At 46.6% G+C, this 17,263-nt stretch carries 15 protein-coding genes; 5 read left to right on the plus strand and 10 right to left on the minus strand.

The window, feature by feature from the left end; all coding sequences use genetic code 11:
- Position 1: 1 nt before the first annotated feature.
- Positions 2 to 1,264 (plus strand): cyclic di-GMP phosphodiesterase, encoded by a 1,263-nt coding sequence (locus SFSGTM_RS09800; RefSeq protein ID WP_162084995.1) that lies wholly within the window; start codon positions 2 to 4, stop codon positions 1,262 to 1,264.
- The gene (locus SFSGTM_RS09805) at positions 1,261 to 3,636 is read left to right on the plus strand and encodes a sensor domain-containing protein (protein WP_162084996.1); all 2,376 of its coding nucleotides are present in this window, start codon (positions 1,261 to 1,263) and stop codon (positions 3,634 to 3,636) included. Before SFSGTM_RS09800 ends, SFSGTM_RS09805 begins: the two co-directional genes overlap by 4 nt.
- A 5-nt stretch (positions 3,637 to 3,641) precedes the next feature.
- On the opposite strand, the gene SFSGTM_RS09810 is transcribed toward SFSGTM_RS09805, so the two are convergent.
- From SFSGTM_RS09810 to mobB, 5 genes are read right to left on the minus strand one after another with little or no spacing between them, the layout of a single operon-like run.
- Positions 3,642 to 4,790 (minus strand): aldo/keto reductase, encoded by a 1,149-nt coding sequence (locus SFSGTM_RS09810; protein WP_162084997.1) that lies wholly within the window; start codon positions 4,788 to 4,790, stop codon positions 3,642 to 3,644.
- Positions 4,787 to 5,956 carry an acetoin utilization protein AcuC gene (locus tag SFSGTM_RS09815; protein WP_162084998.1) on the minus strand — a complete coding sequence of 390 codons (1,170 nt, stop codon included), beginning with the start codon at positions 5,954 to 5,956 and terminating at the stop codon, positions 4,787 to 4,789. Before SFSGTM_RS09815 ends, SFSGTM_RS09810 begins: the two co-directional genes overlap by 4 nt.
- Entirely contained in the window at positions 5,946 to 6,428 is a 483-nt protein-coding gene (ispF, locus tag SFSGTM_RS09820) for a 2-C-methyl-D-erythritol 2,4-cyclodiphosphate synthase (RefSeq protein WP_162084999.1), read from the minus strand. The genes SFSGTM_RS09815 and ispF overlap by 11 nt, the downstream gene beginning before the upstream one ends.
- Complete coding sequence (gene ispD / locus SFSGTM_RS09825; RefSeq protein ID WP_162085000.1) at positions 6,421 to 7,137, minus strand: 2-C-methyl-D-erythritol 4-phosphate cytidylyltransferase; 717 nt, start codon at positions 7,135 to 7,137, stop codon at positions 6,421 to 6,423. Before ispD ends, ispF begins: the two co-directional genes overlap by 8 nt.
- Complete coding sequence (gene mobB, locus SFSGTM_RS09830) at positions 7,134 to 7,622, minus strand: molybdopterin-guanine dinucleotide biosynthesis protein B (protein ID WP_162085001.1); 489 nt, start codon at positions 7,620 to 7,622, stop codon at positions 7,134 to 7,136. The genes ispD and mobB overlap by 4 nt, the downstream gene beginning before the upstream one ends.
- Before the next feature lie 135 nt (positions 7,623 to 7,757).
- On the opposite strand from mobB, the gene moaA reads away from it, so the two are divergent.
- On the plus strand, positions 7,758 to 8,741 hold the full coding sequence (gene moaA, locus SFSGTM_RS09835; protein WP_162085002.1) for a GTP 3',8-cyclase MoaA: 984 nt from the start codon (positions 7,758 to 7,760) through the stop codon (positions 8,739 to 8,741).
- On the opposite strand, the gene SFSGTM_RS09840 is transcribed toward moaA, so the two are convergent.
- Positions 8,738 to 9,928 (minus strand): BaiN/RdsA family NAD(P)/FAD-dependent oxidoreductase, encoded by a 1,191-nt coding sequence (locus tag SFSGTM_RS09840; protein WP_162085003.1) that lies wholly within the window; start codon positions 9,926 to 9,928, stop codon positions 8,738 to 8,740. The two genes, moaA and SFSGTM_RS09840, sit on opposite strands and share 4 nt — an antisense overlap.
- A gap of 107 nt (positions 9,929 to 10,035) precedes the next feature.
- Here SFSGTM_RS09840 and SFSGTM_RS09845 point away from each other — a divergent pair, with 107 nt between their 5' ends.
- Both SFSGTM_RS09845 and ycaO read left to right on the plus strand, forming a co-directional pair.
- Positions 10,036 to 10,773 carry a pseudouridine synthase gene (locus SFSGTM_RS09845; protein WP_198420539.1) on the plus strand — a complete coding sequence of 246 codons (738 nt, stop codon included), beginning with the start codon at positions 10,036 to 10,038 and terminating at the stop codon, positions 10,771 to 10,773.
- A 39-nt stretch (positions 10,774 to 10,812) separates the two neighbouring features.
- Positions 10,813 to 12,522 carry a 30S ribosomal protein S12 methylthiotransferase accessory factor YcaO gene (gene ycaO, locus SFSGTM_RS09850; protein ID WP_162085004.1) on the plus strand — a complete coding sequence of 570 codons (1,710 nt, stop codon included), beginning with the start codon at positions 10,813 to 10,815 and terminating at the stop codon, positions 12,520 to 12,522.
- Positions 12,523 to 12,558: 36 nt separating this feature from the next.
- Here the strand turns inward: ycaO and SFSGTM_RS09855 are convergent, their stop codons facing one another.
- From SFSGTM_RS09855 to SFSGTM_RS09870, 4 genes are read right to left on the minus strand one after another with little or no spacing between them, the layout of a single operon-like run.
- Entirely contained in the window at positions 12,559 to 12,999 is a 441-nt protein-coding gene (locus SFSGTM_RS09855; protein ID WP_162085005.1) for a type IV pilin protein, read from the minus strand.
- The gene (locus SFSGTM_RS09860; RefSeq protein WP_162085006.1) at positions 12,996 to 13,382 is read right to left on the minus strand and encodes a hypothetical protein; all 387 of its coding nucleotides are present in this window, start codon (positions 13,380 to 13,382) and stop codon (positions 12,996 to 12,998) included. Before SFSGTM_RS09860 ends, SFSGTM_RS09855 begins: the two co-directional genes overlap by 4 nt.
- Positions 13,383 to 13,393: 11 nt before the next feature.
- Positions 13,394 to 16,690 (minus strand): pilus assembly protein, encoded by a 3,297-nt coding sequence (locus tag SFSGTM_RS09865; protein WP_162085007.1) that lies wholly within the window; start codon positions 16,688 to 16,690, stop codon positions 13,394 to 13,396.
- 11 nt (positions 16,691 to 16,701) lie between these two features.
- Positions 16,702 to 17,256 (minus strand): pilus assembly PilX family protein, encoded by a 555-nt coding sequence (locus tag SFSGTM_RS09870; protein WP_162085008.1) that lies wholly within the window; start codon positions 17,254 to 17,256, stop codon positions 16,702 to 16,704.
- Positions 17,257 to 17,263 lie beyond the last annotated feature (7 nt).

Below are 17,263 nucleotides of genomic sequence, written 5' to 3' on the forward strand. Positions count from 1 at the left end.
TATGGACATCAGCCAAACCCAAATCATTAATGTCAGTGACCTCCGCATCGGGCACTACGTCTATCTGGACTTGGGCTGGATGCAGCATCCTTTTCCGCTGAATCATTTTAAAATTCAGTCGCAAGCTCAAATCAATACGATACGCACATTAGGCTTGGCTCAGGTACGTTATGCTCCGGACTATAGCGACGAAAAAATCATTGCTACGCCTATTTCCAGTAGTGATATTACACAGCCCATCCCTACACTCGAAGAACTACGTATAAAGCAACATCAATCCATACTGCGCGCGCAACGCAATCAATTACTGGAAAGTGATCGCCGTTTTAATGATGCAGTACTGATTTATCAGAAAATCACCCAAAACATCGATAAAGATGCGGGGCTTGCATTACAAAATGCGGAAAAACTGATTAATGACATGATCACTGACTTTCTCAGTCACGATGATATTGCCATCCGTCTGCTATCTGAAAACAACGCTGAACAGAACACGCTACATTCATTAAACGTAACCATACTCTCGATGTTATTGGCTAAGACATCGGGATTGTCCATGCCACAAATAGCCGAAGTCGGCATAGCGGGACTATTGCACGATATTGGCAAAATCATGCTCCCGTATCGTGTGCGCTCGTTTAATGAACAAATGACAGGTGCTGAAAAAAACCTGTATGAAAGCCATGTACTTCTGGGTGTCAATATTGCAAAGAAAATGGGGTGCAACTCACTGATTCAGCTAATGATTGCACAGCATCACGAACGTGATGATGGTTCGGGCTTTCCTGCCCGTTTAATGGACATGAGCATCCCTATTCCCAGCCAAATTGTTGGCTTAATCAATGCCTATGACAATTTATGCAACCCAGCCAATCCTAGCCTGGCTATTACTCCTCACGAAGCCATTTCCATCGTTTTTGCCAAAATGCGTAATCAGTTTAATCAGGATACGATATCCCGTTTTGTTCGCATGATGGGTGTGTACCCACCGGGTTCCACTGTGCAATTAACTGATAATCGTTATGCGATAGTCATCAGCGTTAATAGCGCCCGACCACTTAAACCCAATATTATCGTCTATGACCGTAACATACCTGTTGATGACGCGTTAATATTGGACTTAACAACCCATCCAGAGCTGAATATACAACGCAGCATCAAACCCATAGAGTTACCGAAGGCTGTATACGATTACCTATCACCGCGCAAACGCGCCTGTTATTTTTTTGAGCGTGGTCAAATCATCACGTCGACAGCATCATGAATAGCCATTGGCAAGCCATAATTGAAGGCATGTTGGATGCTGTCTGGCTGGTCAGTCCGATAGACTTCAAAATTATTATTGCGAATCGGGCTGCTGCAGATTTGCTCGGCGTAACGCCTGACTGGTTTATCAACAAACCCGTAGTTGCATTAGCCGCCACACCTGAAGATATGTTTTTCTGGGAAGATGTTGCAAACGGCTTATCCCACCAAATCAATTCCGAGAGTTTAATCCGTCACCATGATGGTCATTTACTCAATGTAGAACGTCGAGTGAGTCTTGCTAAAACGGCTCAAGCCCACTTTTATATCGTTGCCATTCGTGACATGACCCAGCAACGTCACACAGAACTGGAACTGGAACGACTCATTGCCGAATTACGTGCCACGCTTGAATCCTCAGCCGATGGTTTATTGGTAACTGATCTGCATCACGGCATCCGTGCTTACAATCAGACCTTTGCAAAACTATGGGAAATGCCCGAACACTTACTCACCGAACGTGATGACTATGCCGTATTCAGCTGGATAGATCAGGCTGTATTACATCGTAACCAACAGACCACTGATGAAATTTCAGCACATCCACTTTTAGTTAATACCACATCCACCCTCACCTTACGCTCAGGCCGTATTTTTGAATGCATCACCCTGCCGCAATATGCCAGAGGACAAGCGATAGGCAAAGTTTATACCTACCGCGATATCAGCACGCAAGTCGCAAATGAAGCACGGTTAAAACTGGCTTCAAAAGTATTTGAAGCCAGTCTGAATGCTATTTTCATTACTGATAGCGATCATCAGGTGATTGCAGCTAACCCGAGTTGCGAAAAACTGACTGGTTACACACAGCTCGAGTTACTAAGTCTTAAACTTTGCAGCATTTTCACTTTCAGTTGTGATAGTGAACAGCTAGCCCAAGTAATGGAAGAAGTGGCAACCCAGGGTTATTGGGAAGCTGAGATGTGGAATCAAAACAAACATGGCGATATGTATCTGGTACTCGCATCCATAGTGCGCATAGAAGATAGTCTCCATAACAGCTATCACCATTTATGTTTCCTCAAGGATCTCACCGAAACACACATTGCCAAGCAACGGATAGAAGAACTTGCCTACCATGACACGCTGACGGGACTTCCCAATCGTTTGCACCTGGATCAGAAACTTGAGCACAGCATCAATCTTGCCAAACGTAATCACACCAGCTTTGCCGTACTGTTTCTGGATTTGGATCACTTCAAAAAAATTAATGACTCTCTGGGTCACCAATATGGCGACCAAGTGCTGGTGGAAGTTGCTCAGCGTCTGCGTGACAATATCCGTGAAATTGACATTGCATCTCGATTAGGTGGGGATGAGTTTGTATTGATGCTGGAACAAACGGATGCGCGCGGGGTAGAAATCAGCGCACAGCGCATATTAGATGCACTGTCCATGCCATTTACCATCAACAACATTAATTTTACGGTTACTTGCAGCATAGGCATCGCACTCTATCCTGAAGACGGACTCACGTTTGATGACTTGATCAAAAATGCCGACAGCGCCATGTATCATGCCAAAGAGCGTGGACGGTCTGGTTTCCGCTTCTATCAACCGCAGATGAATATGAGTCTGCTATCGCGGATGAAGCTGGATCATGCCATGCGCCTCGCGCTAGAACAACAACAATTCAAGCTCTACTACCAGCCGCAAGTTGATTTAAAAACAGGTGCCATCGTTGGTGCCGAGGCACTTATCCGCTGGCATGATGAGGCATTGGGCAATGTTAGCCCTGCACACTTTATTCCGGTTGCTGAAGAAACGGGTGTCATTATCCCGATAGGCAATTGGGTATTAAAAACCGCGATAGAACAAGCCTCACAGTGGAAAAGTAAAAACATTATCATTGCTATCAATGTATCTGCGTTGCAATTCCAACAGAGCAATTTTGTTGAAATCGTCAGTGCGGCATTGCAAGCTGCTGAGTTAAGTCCTGCATTCGTAGAACTGGAACTCACCGAATCCATCCTTATCAATGATGCTGAGGACGCTTTACAAAAGCTACAGGCCTTGGCCACATTGGGTGTCAAGCTCTCGATTGATGACTTTGGTACCGGTTACTCCAGCCTTAACTACCTGAAGCGTTTCCCGCTCAATAAACTGAAAATAGATCGCTCTTTTGTGCAAGAAGCGCCTGATAATGACAGTGATGTGGCCATTTGTTCTGCCATCATCAATCTATCCCACGCACTCAACCTGAAAGTTATTGCTGAAGGTGTGGAAACGGAAGAGCAAAAGGCATTTTTGATTGATGCCGGATGCGATGAGATGCAGGGTTATCTCTTCTCCCCTGCCATCCCTGCCGACGAATTCGAAAAACTACTGTAGGCCGACTACTCAGTCCGCTGATACATTTTCAGATAAGCTGTTTTTTCCATAGGTTCAGTACGCGCCACCGCTAACACATCCTGCAAGTGCGCTGGCGTGCTGATCCCCACAAGTGTTGTACCAACCCCAGGCGTAGAGCGATTAAATTGTATAGCTTGCTGTGCGTGATTAGGCAACATCGCCATCGACTGCATCACCGCATCCATAGCCTGATTCGCCAGATGCCCTTTAAACAAGGTATGACTCGCCATCAGATACACGCCCAATTGATGAGCTGCCTGGATAGTCGAGCCAATATTACCCTGCCCAGTAGTTTGACTGAAACGGGTAAAACCTTCCTGCATCACTTGATTAAAAGGCATTTGCACTACTTTAAACTGATGCTTGGCCTGATCGTCTTTCCATATCGCCCGCGCCGCCTTTTCAGCGTGACCTTGCATGGAGGTAATCGACTGAAACATGGGATCATCGGTCTCAGCACGAAAGCCATTGAAAGTAGAAATGCCGTAATAACGGATTTTTTTGTCTTTTACAGCTTGTTCCAGCACCATAAATACTTTTTCCAGCTTGCGATTTAGCTGGTCTTTACCGATGGCCGGAATATGCACTTCAGGCTGATCTATCAAAAAAGCGTCCAGTGTTTCTACGCCCATTAACTGACGTGACAGTTCAATCTGAAAGCCGATATATTCAGGGCTGATACAATGTGCCTGGGTTAAATCCTCTACTCGCCCCAACCCTTTCGCCACCACTTCAGTCTGAAACCACGCTTGTAAATCATCGGGACGACCATCACGGAAACTTAAGAAACCGCCCTTGGATACCAGGAACATCTGCTCACGCTTTACCCCCGCTTCCATAGCACGACGCACACCCACACCCACCGCAGCAACTGAACGGCCATAACGATAATGCGTGCCCGTATCAATAACGTTGATACCGTGCGTCAATGCCTCGCTAACAATTTCAGCATAATTTGCATCCACCTCATCTACAGGCGCACCCGGAAAAGTACCGATACCAATAGAAGAAAGTTGTAAATGCACGTTAAGAAAATCACTATAGTGCCCAGCGGCACAGTCTTTACCAATAGTAGTGACATATTGTTTGGTTGCCATCATTGTGCAATGGCCAGGTATCAATGGTGTAGTCATGATGCTTTCAAATAAGGATGTTGTTGAATAGCTAAAATTAAATCGTGGATTTCTGTGCGTATGTGCGTGTCGGACTCAGCATCCAGACGCGAAATAAATAACTGTGCAAAATGCGGTTCGTCCTCGTCCATATCCCAAGGCACGGAACGCAATGCGTCTATCCCTGTGGCAGGCAAATCGACAGGAAGTTCACGTCCAGACAACAAAGCCCACAAACCCGTCCATGCCCGCGCCAGCACTAGCGGGTGATAACCACCACCGCCTGTTACCAACAGGCGTGGTGTACCATCAGCGTGACATGGACTGGTGTTGAGTATGGTTTCGGCAATTGATAAAAAACCTTGTGTGGTCATGCCCAGCTTACCCAGAGGATCTGCGAATATCATATCCGTACCTGCCTGCAACACTATGGCATCTGGCTTAAACTTATCCAGCACTGGTTGCCACACGGCATCGAATGCCAGACGATATTCTGCATCATTGGTGGCTTTCGGCAATGGCACATTCAAACTGGTGTGCCCAGCGCGTGCTGTATCACTCACCTGCCCTGCCTTGAATGGATAGGCATAGTTATCCATATGCAATGACAGCGTAAACACCTCAGGGTCGTCAAGAAACGCCTCTTCTACACCATCGCCATGATGTGCGTCGATATCTATATAGAGTACACGCCAGCCTTGTTGACGCAGCCGCATAATACCCAACACGGTATCGTTGAAATAACAGAATCCGTGCGCCGCATCAGGCCGCGCGTGGTGCATACCCCCAGCAGGATTAAATCCGATACGCCCGTTAACAACCTCATCAGCTGCCTGTACAGACGCACCCGTTGCCGTGGCGGGGATGGTAAAAAACTGCTCGAAGTACGGATTTTCCAACGTACCTAAATGATGGCGCTGACGTACTGGATTGGACACTCGACCTAGCGCCTCTGCACGTTTAAAAGCAGACACATATTCCGGCGTATGGAACCACTCCAGCTCGTAATCTGCCGCTTTACGCGCCAGTTTAAACTCCGCATCGGTCATTGCACCATAAGCCAATATCAAATCAGTAGCTAATGACACGCGGGGAATCGACAAGGGGTGATTAGTCCCATACGCATTACGGCGGTAATTAGAACCACCGATATACGTCGCTTTGCGTGTAGGCTGATTATTTTGCATACAAAATACATACCGCTTCAGCAGCTATGCCTTCACCACGCCCAGTGAAGCCCAGCTTTTCCGTTGTCGTTGCTTTAACGTTGACGGCATTCACATCCACACCCAAATCTGCCGCAATATTAGCTTGCATCGTAGCGATATGCGGTGCCATTTTTGGGGCTTGCGCGATTATCGTGCTATCCAGATTTGCCAATTGATAACCTCGTTGCGCGATTAAATTTGCCACTTCGCGTAATAAGCGACGGCTATCTATACCTTTAAAACGTGCATCAGTATCTGGGAAATGCCGTCCTATATCACCCAATCCTGCTGCGCCTAATAGCGCATCGCAAATAGCGTGGAGCAATACGTCGGCATCTGAATGTCCCGCCAAACCTAATTCGTATGGAATATCCACCCCGCCTATAATCAGCTTGCGCTCAGCAGCAAAAGCATGGACATCAAAGCCGTGGCCTATGCGTAAATTAGTCATTATCCTGCTCCAAATTTCCCTGCGCTGAAATTTCCTGTTCCAGAATCAACCGTGCCATACGTAAATCATTAGGGTAGGTCACTTTAAAATTACTGCTATCAGCTGCAACCAGCAGGGGATGATGCCCTAATGCTTCAACTGCGCTAGCTTCATCAGTAGGCACAAAATCACTATTGTTACTCAATGCCTGCTGTAATAAATCATGCCTGAACATCTGTGGCGTTTGCGCTTGCCATAAGCCATCCCGAGATTCGGTTTGCGCAACATGTACACCCGATGCACGCTTAAGCGTATCTGCCACCGGAATAGCTAACAGCCCACCGATCTCGGTATCACCCACCGCCTCTATCAGCCGTGCAATAAGCTCAATGGTCAGGCATGGTCGCGCTGCGTCATGAACCAGCACCCAATCCTTCCCATCAGTAGACATCGCTGCCAAACCATTAGTCACACTCTCAGCCCGTGTCGCACCACCGCACCGCAACACTTGCAATTTATCGCCAAATTCACACCAGTTGTAACCAGCCCACCAACTATCATCTGCTGCCAGTACCACATAAACAGCCGTTATTAACGGCGAGGTTACCATCGCCCGCACTGCATAATAAATCATCGGATGTCCGGCAATATCGAGGTATTGCTTAGGTACTTCTACACCCATACGCGAGCCACTACCCGCGGCAGGTATCAAACCGATATATTGCGTCATAACACATTAGCTTTCAGGTAGGCATACACCAAGGCAGGTTGATTCAAATCGAGTTGCGGCAAGTCCGTAGATACGACACTATCCGTCACTACTGCCATTATCGCATCGTCATTCGGATATAGGCCAGGTTTGCCCAATGCTTCGCGATAAATTTCCAGCTTAGGCACATTAGCAAATTTACAGCCTTCAATAATTACCACATCACACGGGCTCAGTTTCGCCAACAATTCATTCAAATCAGGTACGGGTGCATCGCGTAATTCATGTAACAATGCCCAGCGTTTATCCGAAGCCAGCAATACCTCACTCGCCCCCGCAGCCCTGTGCCGCCAGCTATCTTTGCCTTCCTGATCGAGGTCGAAGTCATGATGCGTATGCTTAATCGTCGCAACACGCAAACCATCTGCTGCCATTAAGGCAATGAGTTGCTCAATTAACGTCGTCTTGCCACTACCACTCCACCCTGCAAAACCAACGATTTTCATCCCATATACTCACGCTACAAAACCCAGTGATACTAGCATATTCATGAGCATGCAAAAAGCCAGAACATACAACAGCCTTTTATAAAATGCTCAAATAGGTTATATTCTGAAATATCTAACGCTTTGCTATCCGCCATGACCATCCCTGTTTTATCTGACCCATTTGGTCGCCGCATTGAATACCTGCGCCTCTCTGTCACAGATCGCTGTGATTTACGTTGCAGCTATTGCATGCCCGAAGACTTTAAGGGATTTGAAGAACCTGCAGACTGGCTGACTTTTGACGAAGTAGAGCGATTGCTGGGTGCATTTGCGCGTTTGGGTTTACAACGCGTGCGCATGACTGGTGGCGAACCCTTATTACGTCGGCATTTACCCGAGTTAGCCAGACGCATCACCGCCTTGCCCAACATCAACGATTTGTCGCTTTCCACCAACGCTACCCAATTAGACAAGCACTCTGTAGCACTCAAAGCCGCAGGTGTCAGCCGCATCAATGTCAGCCTGGATTCATTAAAACCAGAACGCATCAAAGCCATCACCGGGCGCGATGCCCTGCCCGACATTTTGAATGGTTTAGCTCATGCCAATGCGGCAGGATTTTCCCCCATCAAAATCAATATGGTGGCAATGAAAGGGACAAATGACGACGAAATTGACGACATGGTTGCTTATTGCATAGACCAAGGTTTTACTCTGCGCCTCATCGAAACCATGCCTATCGGCGACACAGGGCGTAATACGGCTTATCTGGATTTACAGCCAGTCAAAGCACGACTGGCGGAAAAATTCGACTTAATCGAAGCCAGCTTCCACGGTGCAGGACCTGCCCGCTATCTCGCCACACCAGATGGCGCATTCTCCGTTGGTTTTATCACCCCGATTTCACAGCATTTCTGCGAGACTTGTAACCGTGTACGCCTCTCTGTCGATGGCACGCTTTATCTATGCCTTGGGCAAGACGACAAATTTGAATTCCGTCCACTATTACGCGGTGGCATAACCGATTCTGAGCTTGAAGATGCCATACGCTTGGCGCTCACTCACAAACCAGAACGCCACGAATTTCGTGAACAGCCACATAAAATACTGCGGTTTATGTCGATGACAGGCGGCTAGGCAAACTGCCCCGCCACCCAACCTGACGACCAGGCCCACTGAAAGTTGTAACCGCCCAACCACCCCGTCACATCGACGACTTCACCAATAAAATACAGGTTGGGATGCGTTTTGACTGCCATGGTTTTGGATGACAATGCATTGGTATCAACGCCACCCAGCGTAACTTCTGCTTTAGCGTAACCTAATGTGCCAGCAGGCATCAGCTCCCAAGCGGACAACGCAGCTATCATGGCGGCCACATCTTTATTGCTATGCTCTATCAACGGCTTGTTCCAAGCCTGCAACACACACCATTCCTGCGCAAAGCGTTTTGGCAAATGCTCACTTAGCAAAGCAGCCAATGTGGATTTGCTATGACGATGCGAATTCAGCCAGTCGGCTATATCCAGATTAGGCAATAAATTGATCGTGATTGGCTGTTTTTTTCCTGAACTATACTGTTGATTTTGCCAATAACTGGAAATCTGCAAAATCGCCGGGCCCGATAGCCCCTTATGCGTAATCAACATGGATTCCAGGAATTGCTGATCATCGCAGTTGCTCGCCACAGCCAGTGACGCACCTGATAAATTCTGCAAGCCCGCCAAGGTTTCTGGAGGCAATGCCAATGGCACTAAAGCAGGTTGTGGCGCAATGACAGGAACACCAAACTGCTCCGCAATTTTATAACCAAATGGTGTTGCACCCAGTTGCGGTATGGCTAATCCACCTGTGGCTATGACCAATGATGTAGCAGCAAATTCACCGTTATCAGTGCTCACAACATAACCATCACCAGTCGCCGACACACTCAATACCTGACTTGGCTGTGCCCATTGCACCTTACCCACGTCACACTCTGCACGGAGCATGGCAATAATTTGTTGTGCGCTATCATCACAGAACAGCTGCCCCAAAGTTTTTTCATGATAGGCAATACCGTAATGGGCTATCAGCTTGATAAAGTCGAACTGACTAAAACGCGACAATGCAGAACGCGCAAAATGCGGATTTTGCGACAGGAAGTTATCTGCGCTCACATCCAGATTAGTAAAGTTGCACCGACCGCCACCTGAAATACGTATACGCTCCCCGATTTTAGCAGCATGGTCTATCAGCAACACTCGCCGCCCTCGCTGCCCCGCCTGTGCTGCACACATCATGCCCGCTGCACCAGCGCCTATGACGATGACATCAAAATCCATATTACCTACCATCAATTCTAAAAATCACAACCCTACACCTTACACAAAAAACAGCTATTCGACACAATTACCGCGTAAAATTACCACTTTCGTAAAAAGCCTACACCATGACTGACACCACGCTACGCCTTTCCAAACTCATGTCCATGCGCGGACTCAGCTCACGCCGTGAAGCGGATGTGTATATTGCACATGGCTGGGTGAAAGTGAATGGTGAAGTCGTCACCGAACTGGGCACTAAAGTATCGCCCGACTGCCGCATCACCCTGTTGCCGCAAGCACAACGTGAACAGAACAGTCGCGTCACCATATTGCTTAACAAACCCATAGGTTATGTCTCTGCTCAGGCTGAAGACGGCTACCAGCCTGCTAGCGTGCTGATCACAGCAGCCAATCACGATGTGCAAGATCGCTCTGGAATTACTTTTAGTAACGAGCACGCACATGGACTTGCCCCGGCAGGACGCCTTGATATTGATTCCACCGGCTTATTGGTGCTCACCCAGGACGGGCGCATCGCCAAGCAGCTCATAGGCGAAAACTCTGATGTCGATAAAGAATATCTGGTGCGTACTGAAGGACGACTCTCCACACAAGGTCTGGAGTTACTCAATCACGGACTCAGTCTGGATGGTGCCGCACTGCGCCCCGCACAAGTCAGCTGGCAAAACAAAGACCAGCTGCGCTTCATCCTGCGTGAAGGTAAAAAACGTCAAATCCGCCGTATGTGTGAGCTTGTCGGGCTTAAAGTCATCGGCCTGAAACGCATCCGCATAGGCAAAATCATATTAAGCGATTTGCCTATGGGACAGTGGCGGTATCTGGGCGAAGATGAGCACTTTTAATTTTGCATTACACAATAATGAAATAATGAGGAACAACATATGACCCATCACTTCATCATCGGCAAAGATGCCGCGCTTGAGACATCGATCGACACCATGCACGCCAAACTGGCAGCACTGGGGTTTCATATTGAAGAGCGTTCATGGCTTAATCCCGTAGCCGATGCGTGGTCTGTGCATATCCGCGACAAGGATTGCCCGTTGTTGTTCACCAATGGCAAAGGCGCATCCAAACAAGCCGCGCTTGCCAGCGCATTAGGTGAGTTCTTTGAGCGACTGGGCTGCCACTATTTCTGGACGCATTATTATCTGGGTACGACCATCGCCCAACAAGACTACGTTCATTACCCACAGGAGCGCTGGTTTGATATACCTGAAGACAATACCTGGCCTGATGAATTATTAAATGATGAACTGCGTGAATTTTACGACCCGGAAGCCAGTCTGGATTTAAGCACACTAGTAGACAGAAACTCAGGCAATGCAGATCGAGGCATTTGTGCAATTCCATACCAACGCCAAAGTGACAGCGCAACCTGCTGGTTCCCCGTCAACATCATCGGCAATCTCTACGTCAGCAATGGCATGTCAGCGGGGAACACAGCGACTGAAGCCCGCACCCAGGCCTTATCTGAAGTGCTGGAGCGGCACGTCAAATTCCGTGTCATCAGCGAAGGCATCTGCCTGCCCGATGTACCCGAGCACGTTATCGCCCGTTACCCCAGCATAGCGCAAGGCATCAGCGAATTGCGTGCCGCTGGCTTTGGCATACTCGTTAAAGACGCCTCATTAGATGGACGTTATCCAGTGATGAACGTCACCATGCTGCATCCAAATGATCAAGGCTGTTTTGCCAGCTTTGGCGCGCATCCACGCTTCGAAGTTGCGCTGGAACGCGCACTCACTGAGCTACTGCAAGGGCGTGATCTGGACGCCTTGGCAGGTTTTCACCCGCCAGGTTTCGACCTTGAAGAAATCGCAGACCCACAAAACCTGGAAATCCACTTTGTCGACTCCAGCGGCATCATCAGCTGGGAATTTCTGCGCGCCACACCCGATTACGAGTTTAACGACTGGGATCATCCCGGCACCACAGCCGAGGAATTCAACTGGCTGTGTGACTGCATACACCAGGACACATGCGAAATTTACATTGCCGACTTTACCGACTTAGGTATTTACAGTTGTCGCATACTCGTGCCCAGCATGTCAGAAATCTATCCAATAGACGATCTGGAATGGGATAACAACAGTATAGCCAACGACCTGCGTCATACCATAGGCAATTTACAGAATCTCGACATAGCTGAAAGCACAGCATTACTTGATGAACTCAACCAGCGCGACGTGCCCGATCAACAACTCGTCGCTGCTTTCATCGGTCTCGCCGCTGATGCCAACAGCCACTGGAAAACCCTGCGCATAGGCGAACTCAAAACCCTGCTCGCACTCCACAGCCACGATACCGACAATGCACTTGCAGGTTGCGAATGGATAAGCAATTTCAATCAGATAGATCCAGCCAGACAAAAAATCTACAACTGCATTGCAACCTTGCTACAGCTTACAGACAGTCAACTATATAATGACAGCTTGATTCAGCTTTATGGTGAAGTGAATCTAACCAGATCGCAGGAATTAATCCGAGGAGAAAACTGCTTTGCAGATTTAGCTGTGTTAGGCAAAGATTTTGAAAAAAGTGAGATGCACCAGCAATTACTTAATGCATATCGCAAGTTGATGGGTTGAATCACCCCCCCGCCATGGCGGGGGGGCAAATCTAGGTTATCGATTCCAACAATCAGCCACTACCCCACCAGAACCTTGTACTCCAGTGTTGGTTAATGTGTAAGTACCGCAGGTATCACCTGTCATACTCCCTGTTGGCGTCGCTGACAGTGTAAAACACTGTCCTGTTGTACAGGGTGCTACAGCAGGAAAAGCTACCGTCATATTGTATTGTGCAGTACCATTAGTTGGACTTTGTGTACGCGGTAGTGTGGCACTGGTAATTGCGACGGCCGCACTGGTTTGGTCATAACGATTAGCCATAGTAAAATTTCGCTCAAGAAACTGGGCATTTTCCATCAATAAAGTTCTAGCTTGCGCACGGTTACCGCGCTTAACATATTGTGTATAACCTGGATAAGCAATGGCTGCAAGGATGCCAACAATTGCCACTGTGATCATTAATTCAACTAAAGTAAATCCTCGTTGCTTATTCATTGCTTTACCTTTCTGGATTCTGGATTAACCATGAGCTCTAATCGTTCAAGTTGATATGATGATTGCTGCGTCACAGATGATTTGATCCAGAAATGCACCCAATCGCCCACCTTAAGTTGGGACGAAGGTATCGAACCTCCAGCAATACCGATAAATTTCATATCACCCGCTGCAAAACTATACACCACCCCATTAATACGCAAAGTTTTTGCCTCCACATCGACACTTTGCAACTGCCCCATACTCATCACGCTCAAAACCTTTGGTATATCAGCATGCGTTTTAGTTTTAGCTTCAGGCGGCATCACAATCATACTAGCGAGTGAAGCATGTGAACAAAACAAGTTCGCCAGCAATAAGAAAGTTACATATTTAATATTCATATTCGATTCCTTTATTGGAAAATTTCACGCCAGGATGTACGACCTATTTTAGAAGGTGGTGAGTTTTGTATTGTTGAAATAGTGCCGTTTGACTGACTAATTCTTTTAAGAACATTCCCATTTGTACCAGCACCATTCTGCAATCTCGCCGCACTTGGTATTGAACCCAGCTTCATACCACCGACATAAACATGCTGGGTGCCAACTGTTACATAATCACTACTATCAATAGTACCGTCCCCATTAGAATCTAAACTAGGGTATGTTAATGCTCCACCCGTTGACAAATCCATTTCCATCAACCAACCATCGCCACCTGATGAACAAGCCGCAGTAGATGGGATTACTGTAGTAAAAATAACACGTTTACTATTCGTAGTTGATTCAGAAATCACTCTTTCACCACTCGTAGGCAAATCAAGATACCAGCCATGCACAGTGGCGAGTGTCCAATTTACAGGATTAGAACTTAACGTACGGAACAAATTTCCATTAACTGTTTGAGTTGAAGTTACAGTCTGCTGAACCAGTACTGAACGATCAGACACCGTTGCGTTATTATCTTGAATACCATAGAAAGTTTGAGTAGATGTTGTTGCTGGATCACCAGTTTCTATATATTTACCTGTGCCAAAGGCAATTATCCATCCATAAGATGCCCCTGCTGGGTTTGCAATAATATCAGGTGCTGCAGTAATAGGTTGACGAGTACCACCACTATCCTTAGCAACAAACAATGGCACTGGTGTAGTTCCAGTCATATATGCGGATCCCCAGCTGCTTTTTGTACTTGCACTAATATCGAATTTCCACATATTACCAGCAAGATCTCCCGCGTAAACAGTGTCGGCAGTTCCGTTACCATCTTGATCCAGCACAGTAGGGGTTGCCAAACCATTTGGAGTTGTAGCTGTACCATATCCAGTGTCTAACTTCTTAATCAATAAGCCCGTTTCTAAATCGACAATAAACAACACTGCATGGCCTGTCGTACTCGCATGACCATCTGCTTCGGTGTTGTTATAGCCATTACCAAAAATAGCTGCCCATCTACCATTATTTAATTTAACGATAGAAGGTTGGTTAAAACTGTAACCTAAGTCAGCATCATTAGCATCGGTGAACTCCCAGCGGGCTAATGTTGATGCATTTGTTTCGCTAAACAGGGTAGGATCAGTTACATCCATTGCAAAATACCCCTGCCCACCACCGGCCAAACCAGAAACCAATACGGTATGCCACGCATTATTATAAAAACCATCCAACACCGTAGGTGAGCCGTCAACAAAATATCGATGTGAATAACTTGTTGAAGTCAACTGAGTCAGATTTTTATAAACGGGACTAGGAACATAGGCCAATTTTTCATTTCCAGTAACCCCATCAAAGCCATGCATCATACCGTCATTGCCACCGACATACACCATAGCCTCACGACTTGCATACGTGTTACGAAATGAGGAATACGGTGCAGCCTCAAGTGTATCGGATAGATTACTTGCAGGTGCACCAACATAAAATGGACCTGAGTCAACAATATCACCAAGCACACTTGTCCCTCTGACACGCATCCCAGTTTGGCTCGTATCCCCACGAATATAATTTAATCGATTTGCACCATTTGTATCCGTAGTGCCAGTGGGACTAGTATTCAACGCAGCTATCTGACTCGAATCTAATTCAGTAGGAGACGGAGAACTCGAATTAGCTGGCCACCTGAATGGGATCCCTGCACCAGTACTAGGTTTGAAAGTAATGATAGATCTACCCGTATTATAATTTTGCGCATTCAATTGCGTTGCTGCATTCCATGCCGTTGGTGATGTAATAACGGCACCTGTTGAATCCAAATTATAAGCAATAAAGTCGCCAGACCAATCCGCTGAATTGAACTTACCTTGGTAAATCTTACCACCTGCTTGAACACTACCTGACGTCACAGCAACAGCTCCTGCAGAACCCGATTGAGCCAAAATATTACTGAAAATACTATTAAAAGTTGAATTCAAGGTCGTTAAATCATTCGCATAGTATGCCGCACTTGTCCCACCAGCACTGGCCATCGAATCAAGTGGATTTGGTGGATTTGTATTGAAATAATCTTGCGTAAACTGAGGCAAGGCAAAACCAATGATATAAGTTTTAACAGGCCTCGTTCCTGAATTTAAGTTAGTAACTGCTGTCACTGAGTTTGCTACTTCAGCAGATGAATATGGCAACCCAGGGGCATAAGTAACCGTACCGCCAGATGAAGTCACATTAGGCAAACCATTGGTTAGAAAGACCGCAAAATCTTTATTACATGAGCTAGGTGGCGCAGATGCAGCCCCCCCCTGAGAAGTACCAAAATTGGTTGTAGCTCCATTAAAATAGTCCTTAGCTGTCATAAAGCTTCCCGTAATAGGAGACAAACCCGCATTTTGCATAGGACTAGAGGAATTACCTGCCCAAGTAGATCCTGAGCTAGTTGGAATTGTACTTGTGGCCAGTTTCGCATTTATTTTCCCAGATTGCGTAGAATCTAAATTTGCAATTGGGACATGCAAATAGCCTTTACCGGGACTTCCATTAGAAAACCAGGCCCAACCTACATCAAATGAAACAACATGGGTTCCGAAATACGAAATATTTTGCGCAAGATCACTATCTGTTGGTACAAAACCACCGTTATATACTAAGCTACTGTACCCAGCTCCAGACGTTCCTGGTGCCGCATCAGAAGTTCCCGTCTTTTTTGAATAACATTGATAATTATTTGCCCCAGGACCATTATCAAATGTTGATGTTGAAGAATAACAAAACCAACTACCACCCGCTGCACTAGAATAAAAGGGCAGGTTTACATTGTAATAAATATAATTCCCAGGGTCAGCAAGATTAGGAGTTCTAAATTTCTTAGTTGTGCTAACACGAGACCCTGCGTACGAAGGGTCATAATTAGCTGGGTTATAACTAGCATCATAAGGACTTTGACTTAACCACTGAGGACTCACACTAGATTGCTGATAACCCATCAACCCCATGTTGATGATATTGGTATAGTTTGTCACTATGCTCTTTGCAGCAGTACGTGCAATCTCTGATTTACTGGCTGGATTGGCACTACCCACTGCTAGTCCAGTTGGATCTTCATCAAAATTATTACTATTACCTAAAATCAGCAACACATTTGCTTTAGCCGTGGTTGTCACAAATAATGGAGTTGGGCTCAGTACCAAAGATGCAGCAATAGCACTACCATTGCACACCGCGAGAACTGCCGCCGCAAGCAATGTGTATTGAAAATTTTGACGATTCATATTAGACATGTTGACCTCCATTAGAAATACAAATAAGTAGCTTGGGTTGTTGCTTGTGCTTCAGGCGCTAAACCCCAACCTCGAGCGGTCACACGATATGGAGATGCTTGACATTGCGAGCCGACCGACCTACCAACGGAACAAGTACCACCACTTGCGGGGTATTGGACATTGGAAAAAAGCTCAATGACATATTGTGGCTGGTTAGCCACTCCAACTAATGCAGTGCCTGTGTATGTTTGTGCATTTGCAGACTGAGTCACTTGTCCAAACGGAAATATCGTACTCCAAACAGGCACGCCATTTGTAGAAGGCAAGCATAACCCCGTACCTGCGGTACAGTTAGCCACAAAACCACTCGTTGATGTAATAACGCCAGAACTGACTTGAAACAAGCCTTGACGCACAGCCGCCTCAGCCGCCTGAAACGCCGAATCTTGATTAAGTGCATTAGCTGCCATCTTTTCATCCATCCCAGTACTACGCATTGCTGATACTGCAAGCAATGTAAGTATCACTAAAAATATCAAACTGGTTACTAGCACAGCACCTTGTTGGTTGTGTTTATTTCGCATAATCGCC

The sequence above is a fragment of the Sulfuriferula nivalis genome, from assembly GCF_009937995.1.
GTDB lineage: Bacteria > Pseudomonadota > Gammaproteobacteria > Burkholderiales > Sulfuriferulaceae > Sulfuriferula > Sulfuriferula nivalis.

Bases quoted from the DNA above. Each gene is read 5' to 3' on its own strand.
- SFSGTM_RS09815 (WP_162084998.1), bottom strand. From the start codon at position 5,956: ATGCAAAATAATCAGCCTACACGCAAAGCGACGTATATCGGTGGTTCT.
- ycaO (WP_162085004.1), top strand. From the start codon at position 10,813: ATGACCCATCACTTCATCATCGGCAAAGATGCCGCGCTTGAGACATCG.
- SFSGTM_RS09800 (WP_162084995.1), top strand. From the start codon at position 2: ATGGACATCAGCCAAACCCAAATCATTAATGTCAGTGACCTCCGCATC.
- SFSGTM_RS09805 (WP_162084996.1), top strand. From the start codon at position 1,261: ATGAATAGCCATTGGCAAGCCATAATTGAAGGCATGTTGGATGCTGTC.
- SFSGTM_RS09865 (WP_162085007.1), bottom strand. From the start codon at position 16,690: ATGTCTAATATGAATCGTCAAAATTTTCAATACACATTGCTTGCGGCG.
- ispD (WP_162085000.1), bottom strand. From the start codon at position 7,137: ATGACGCAATATATCGGTTTGATACCTGCCGCGGGTAGTGGCTCGCGT.
- SFSGTM_RS09860 (WP_162085006.1), bottom strand. From the start codon at position 13,382: ATGAATATTAAATATGTAACTTTCTTATTGCTGGCGAACTTGTTTTGT.
- SFSGTM_RS09840 (WP_162085003.1), bottom strand. From the start codon at position 9,928: ATGGATTTTGATGTCATCGTCATAGGCGCTGGTGCAGCGGGCATGATG.
- mobB (WP_162085001.1), bottom strand. From the start codon at position 7,622: ATGAAAATCGTTGGTTTTGCAGGGTGGAGTGGTAGTGGCAAGACGACG.
- moaA (WP_162085002.1), top strand. From the start codon at position 7,758: ATGACCATCCCTGTTTTATCTGACCCATTTGGTCGCCGCATTGAATAC.
- SFSGTM_RS09810 (WP_162084997.1), bottom strand. From the start codon at position 4,790: ATGACTACACCATTGATACCTGGCCATTGCACAATGATGGCAACCAAA.
- SFSGTM_RS09855 (WP_162085005.1), bottom strand. From the start codon at position 12,999: ATGAATAAGCAACGAGGATTTACTTTAGTTGAATTAATGATCACAGTG.
- ispF (WP_162084999.1), bottom strand. From the start codon at position 6,428: ATGACTAATTTACGCATAGGCCACGGCTTTGATGTCCATGCTTTTGCT.
- SFSGTM_RS09845 (WP_198420539.1), top strand. From the start codon at position 10,036: ATGACTGACACCACGCTACGCCTTTCCAAACTCATGTCCATGCGCGGA.
- SFSGTM_RS09870 (WP_162085008.1), bottom strand. From the start codon at position 17,256: ATGCGAAATAAACACAACCAACAAGGTGCTGTGCTAGTAACCAGTTTG.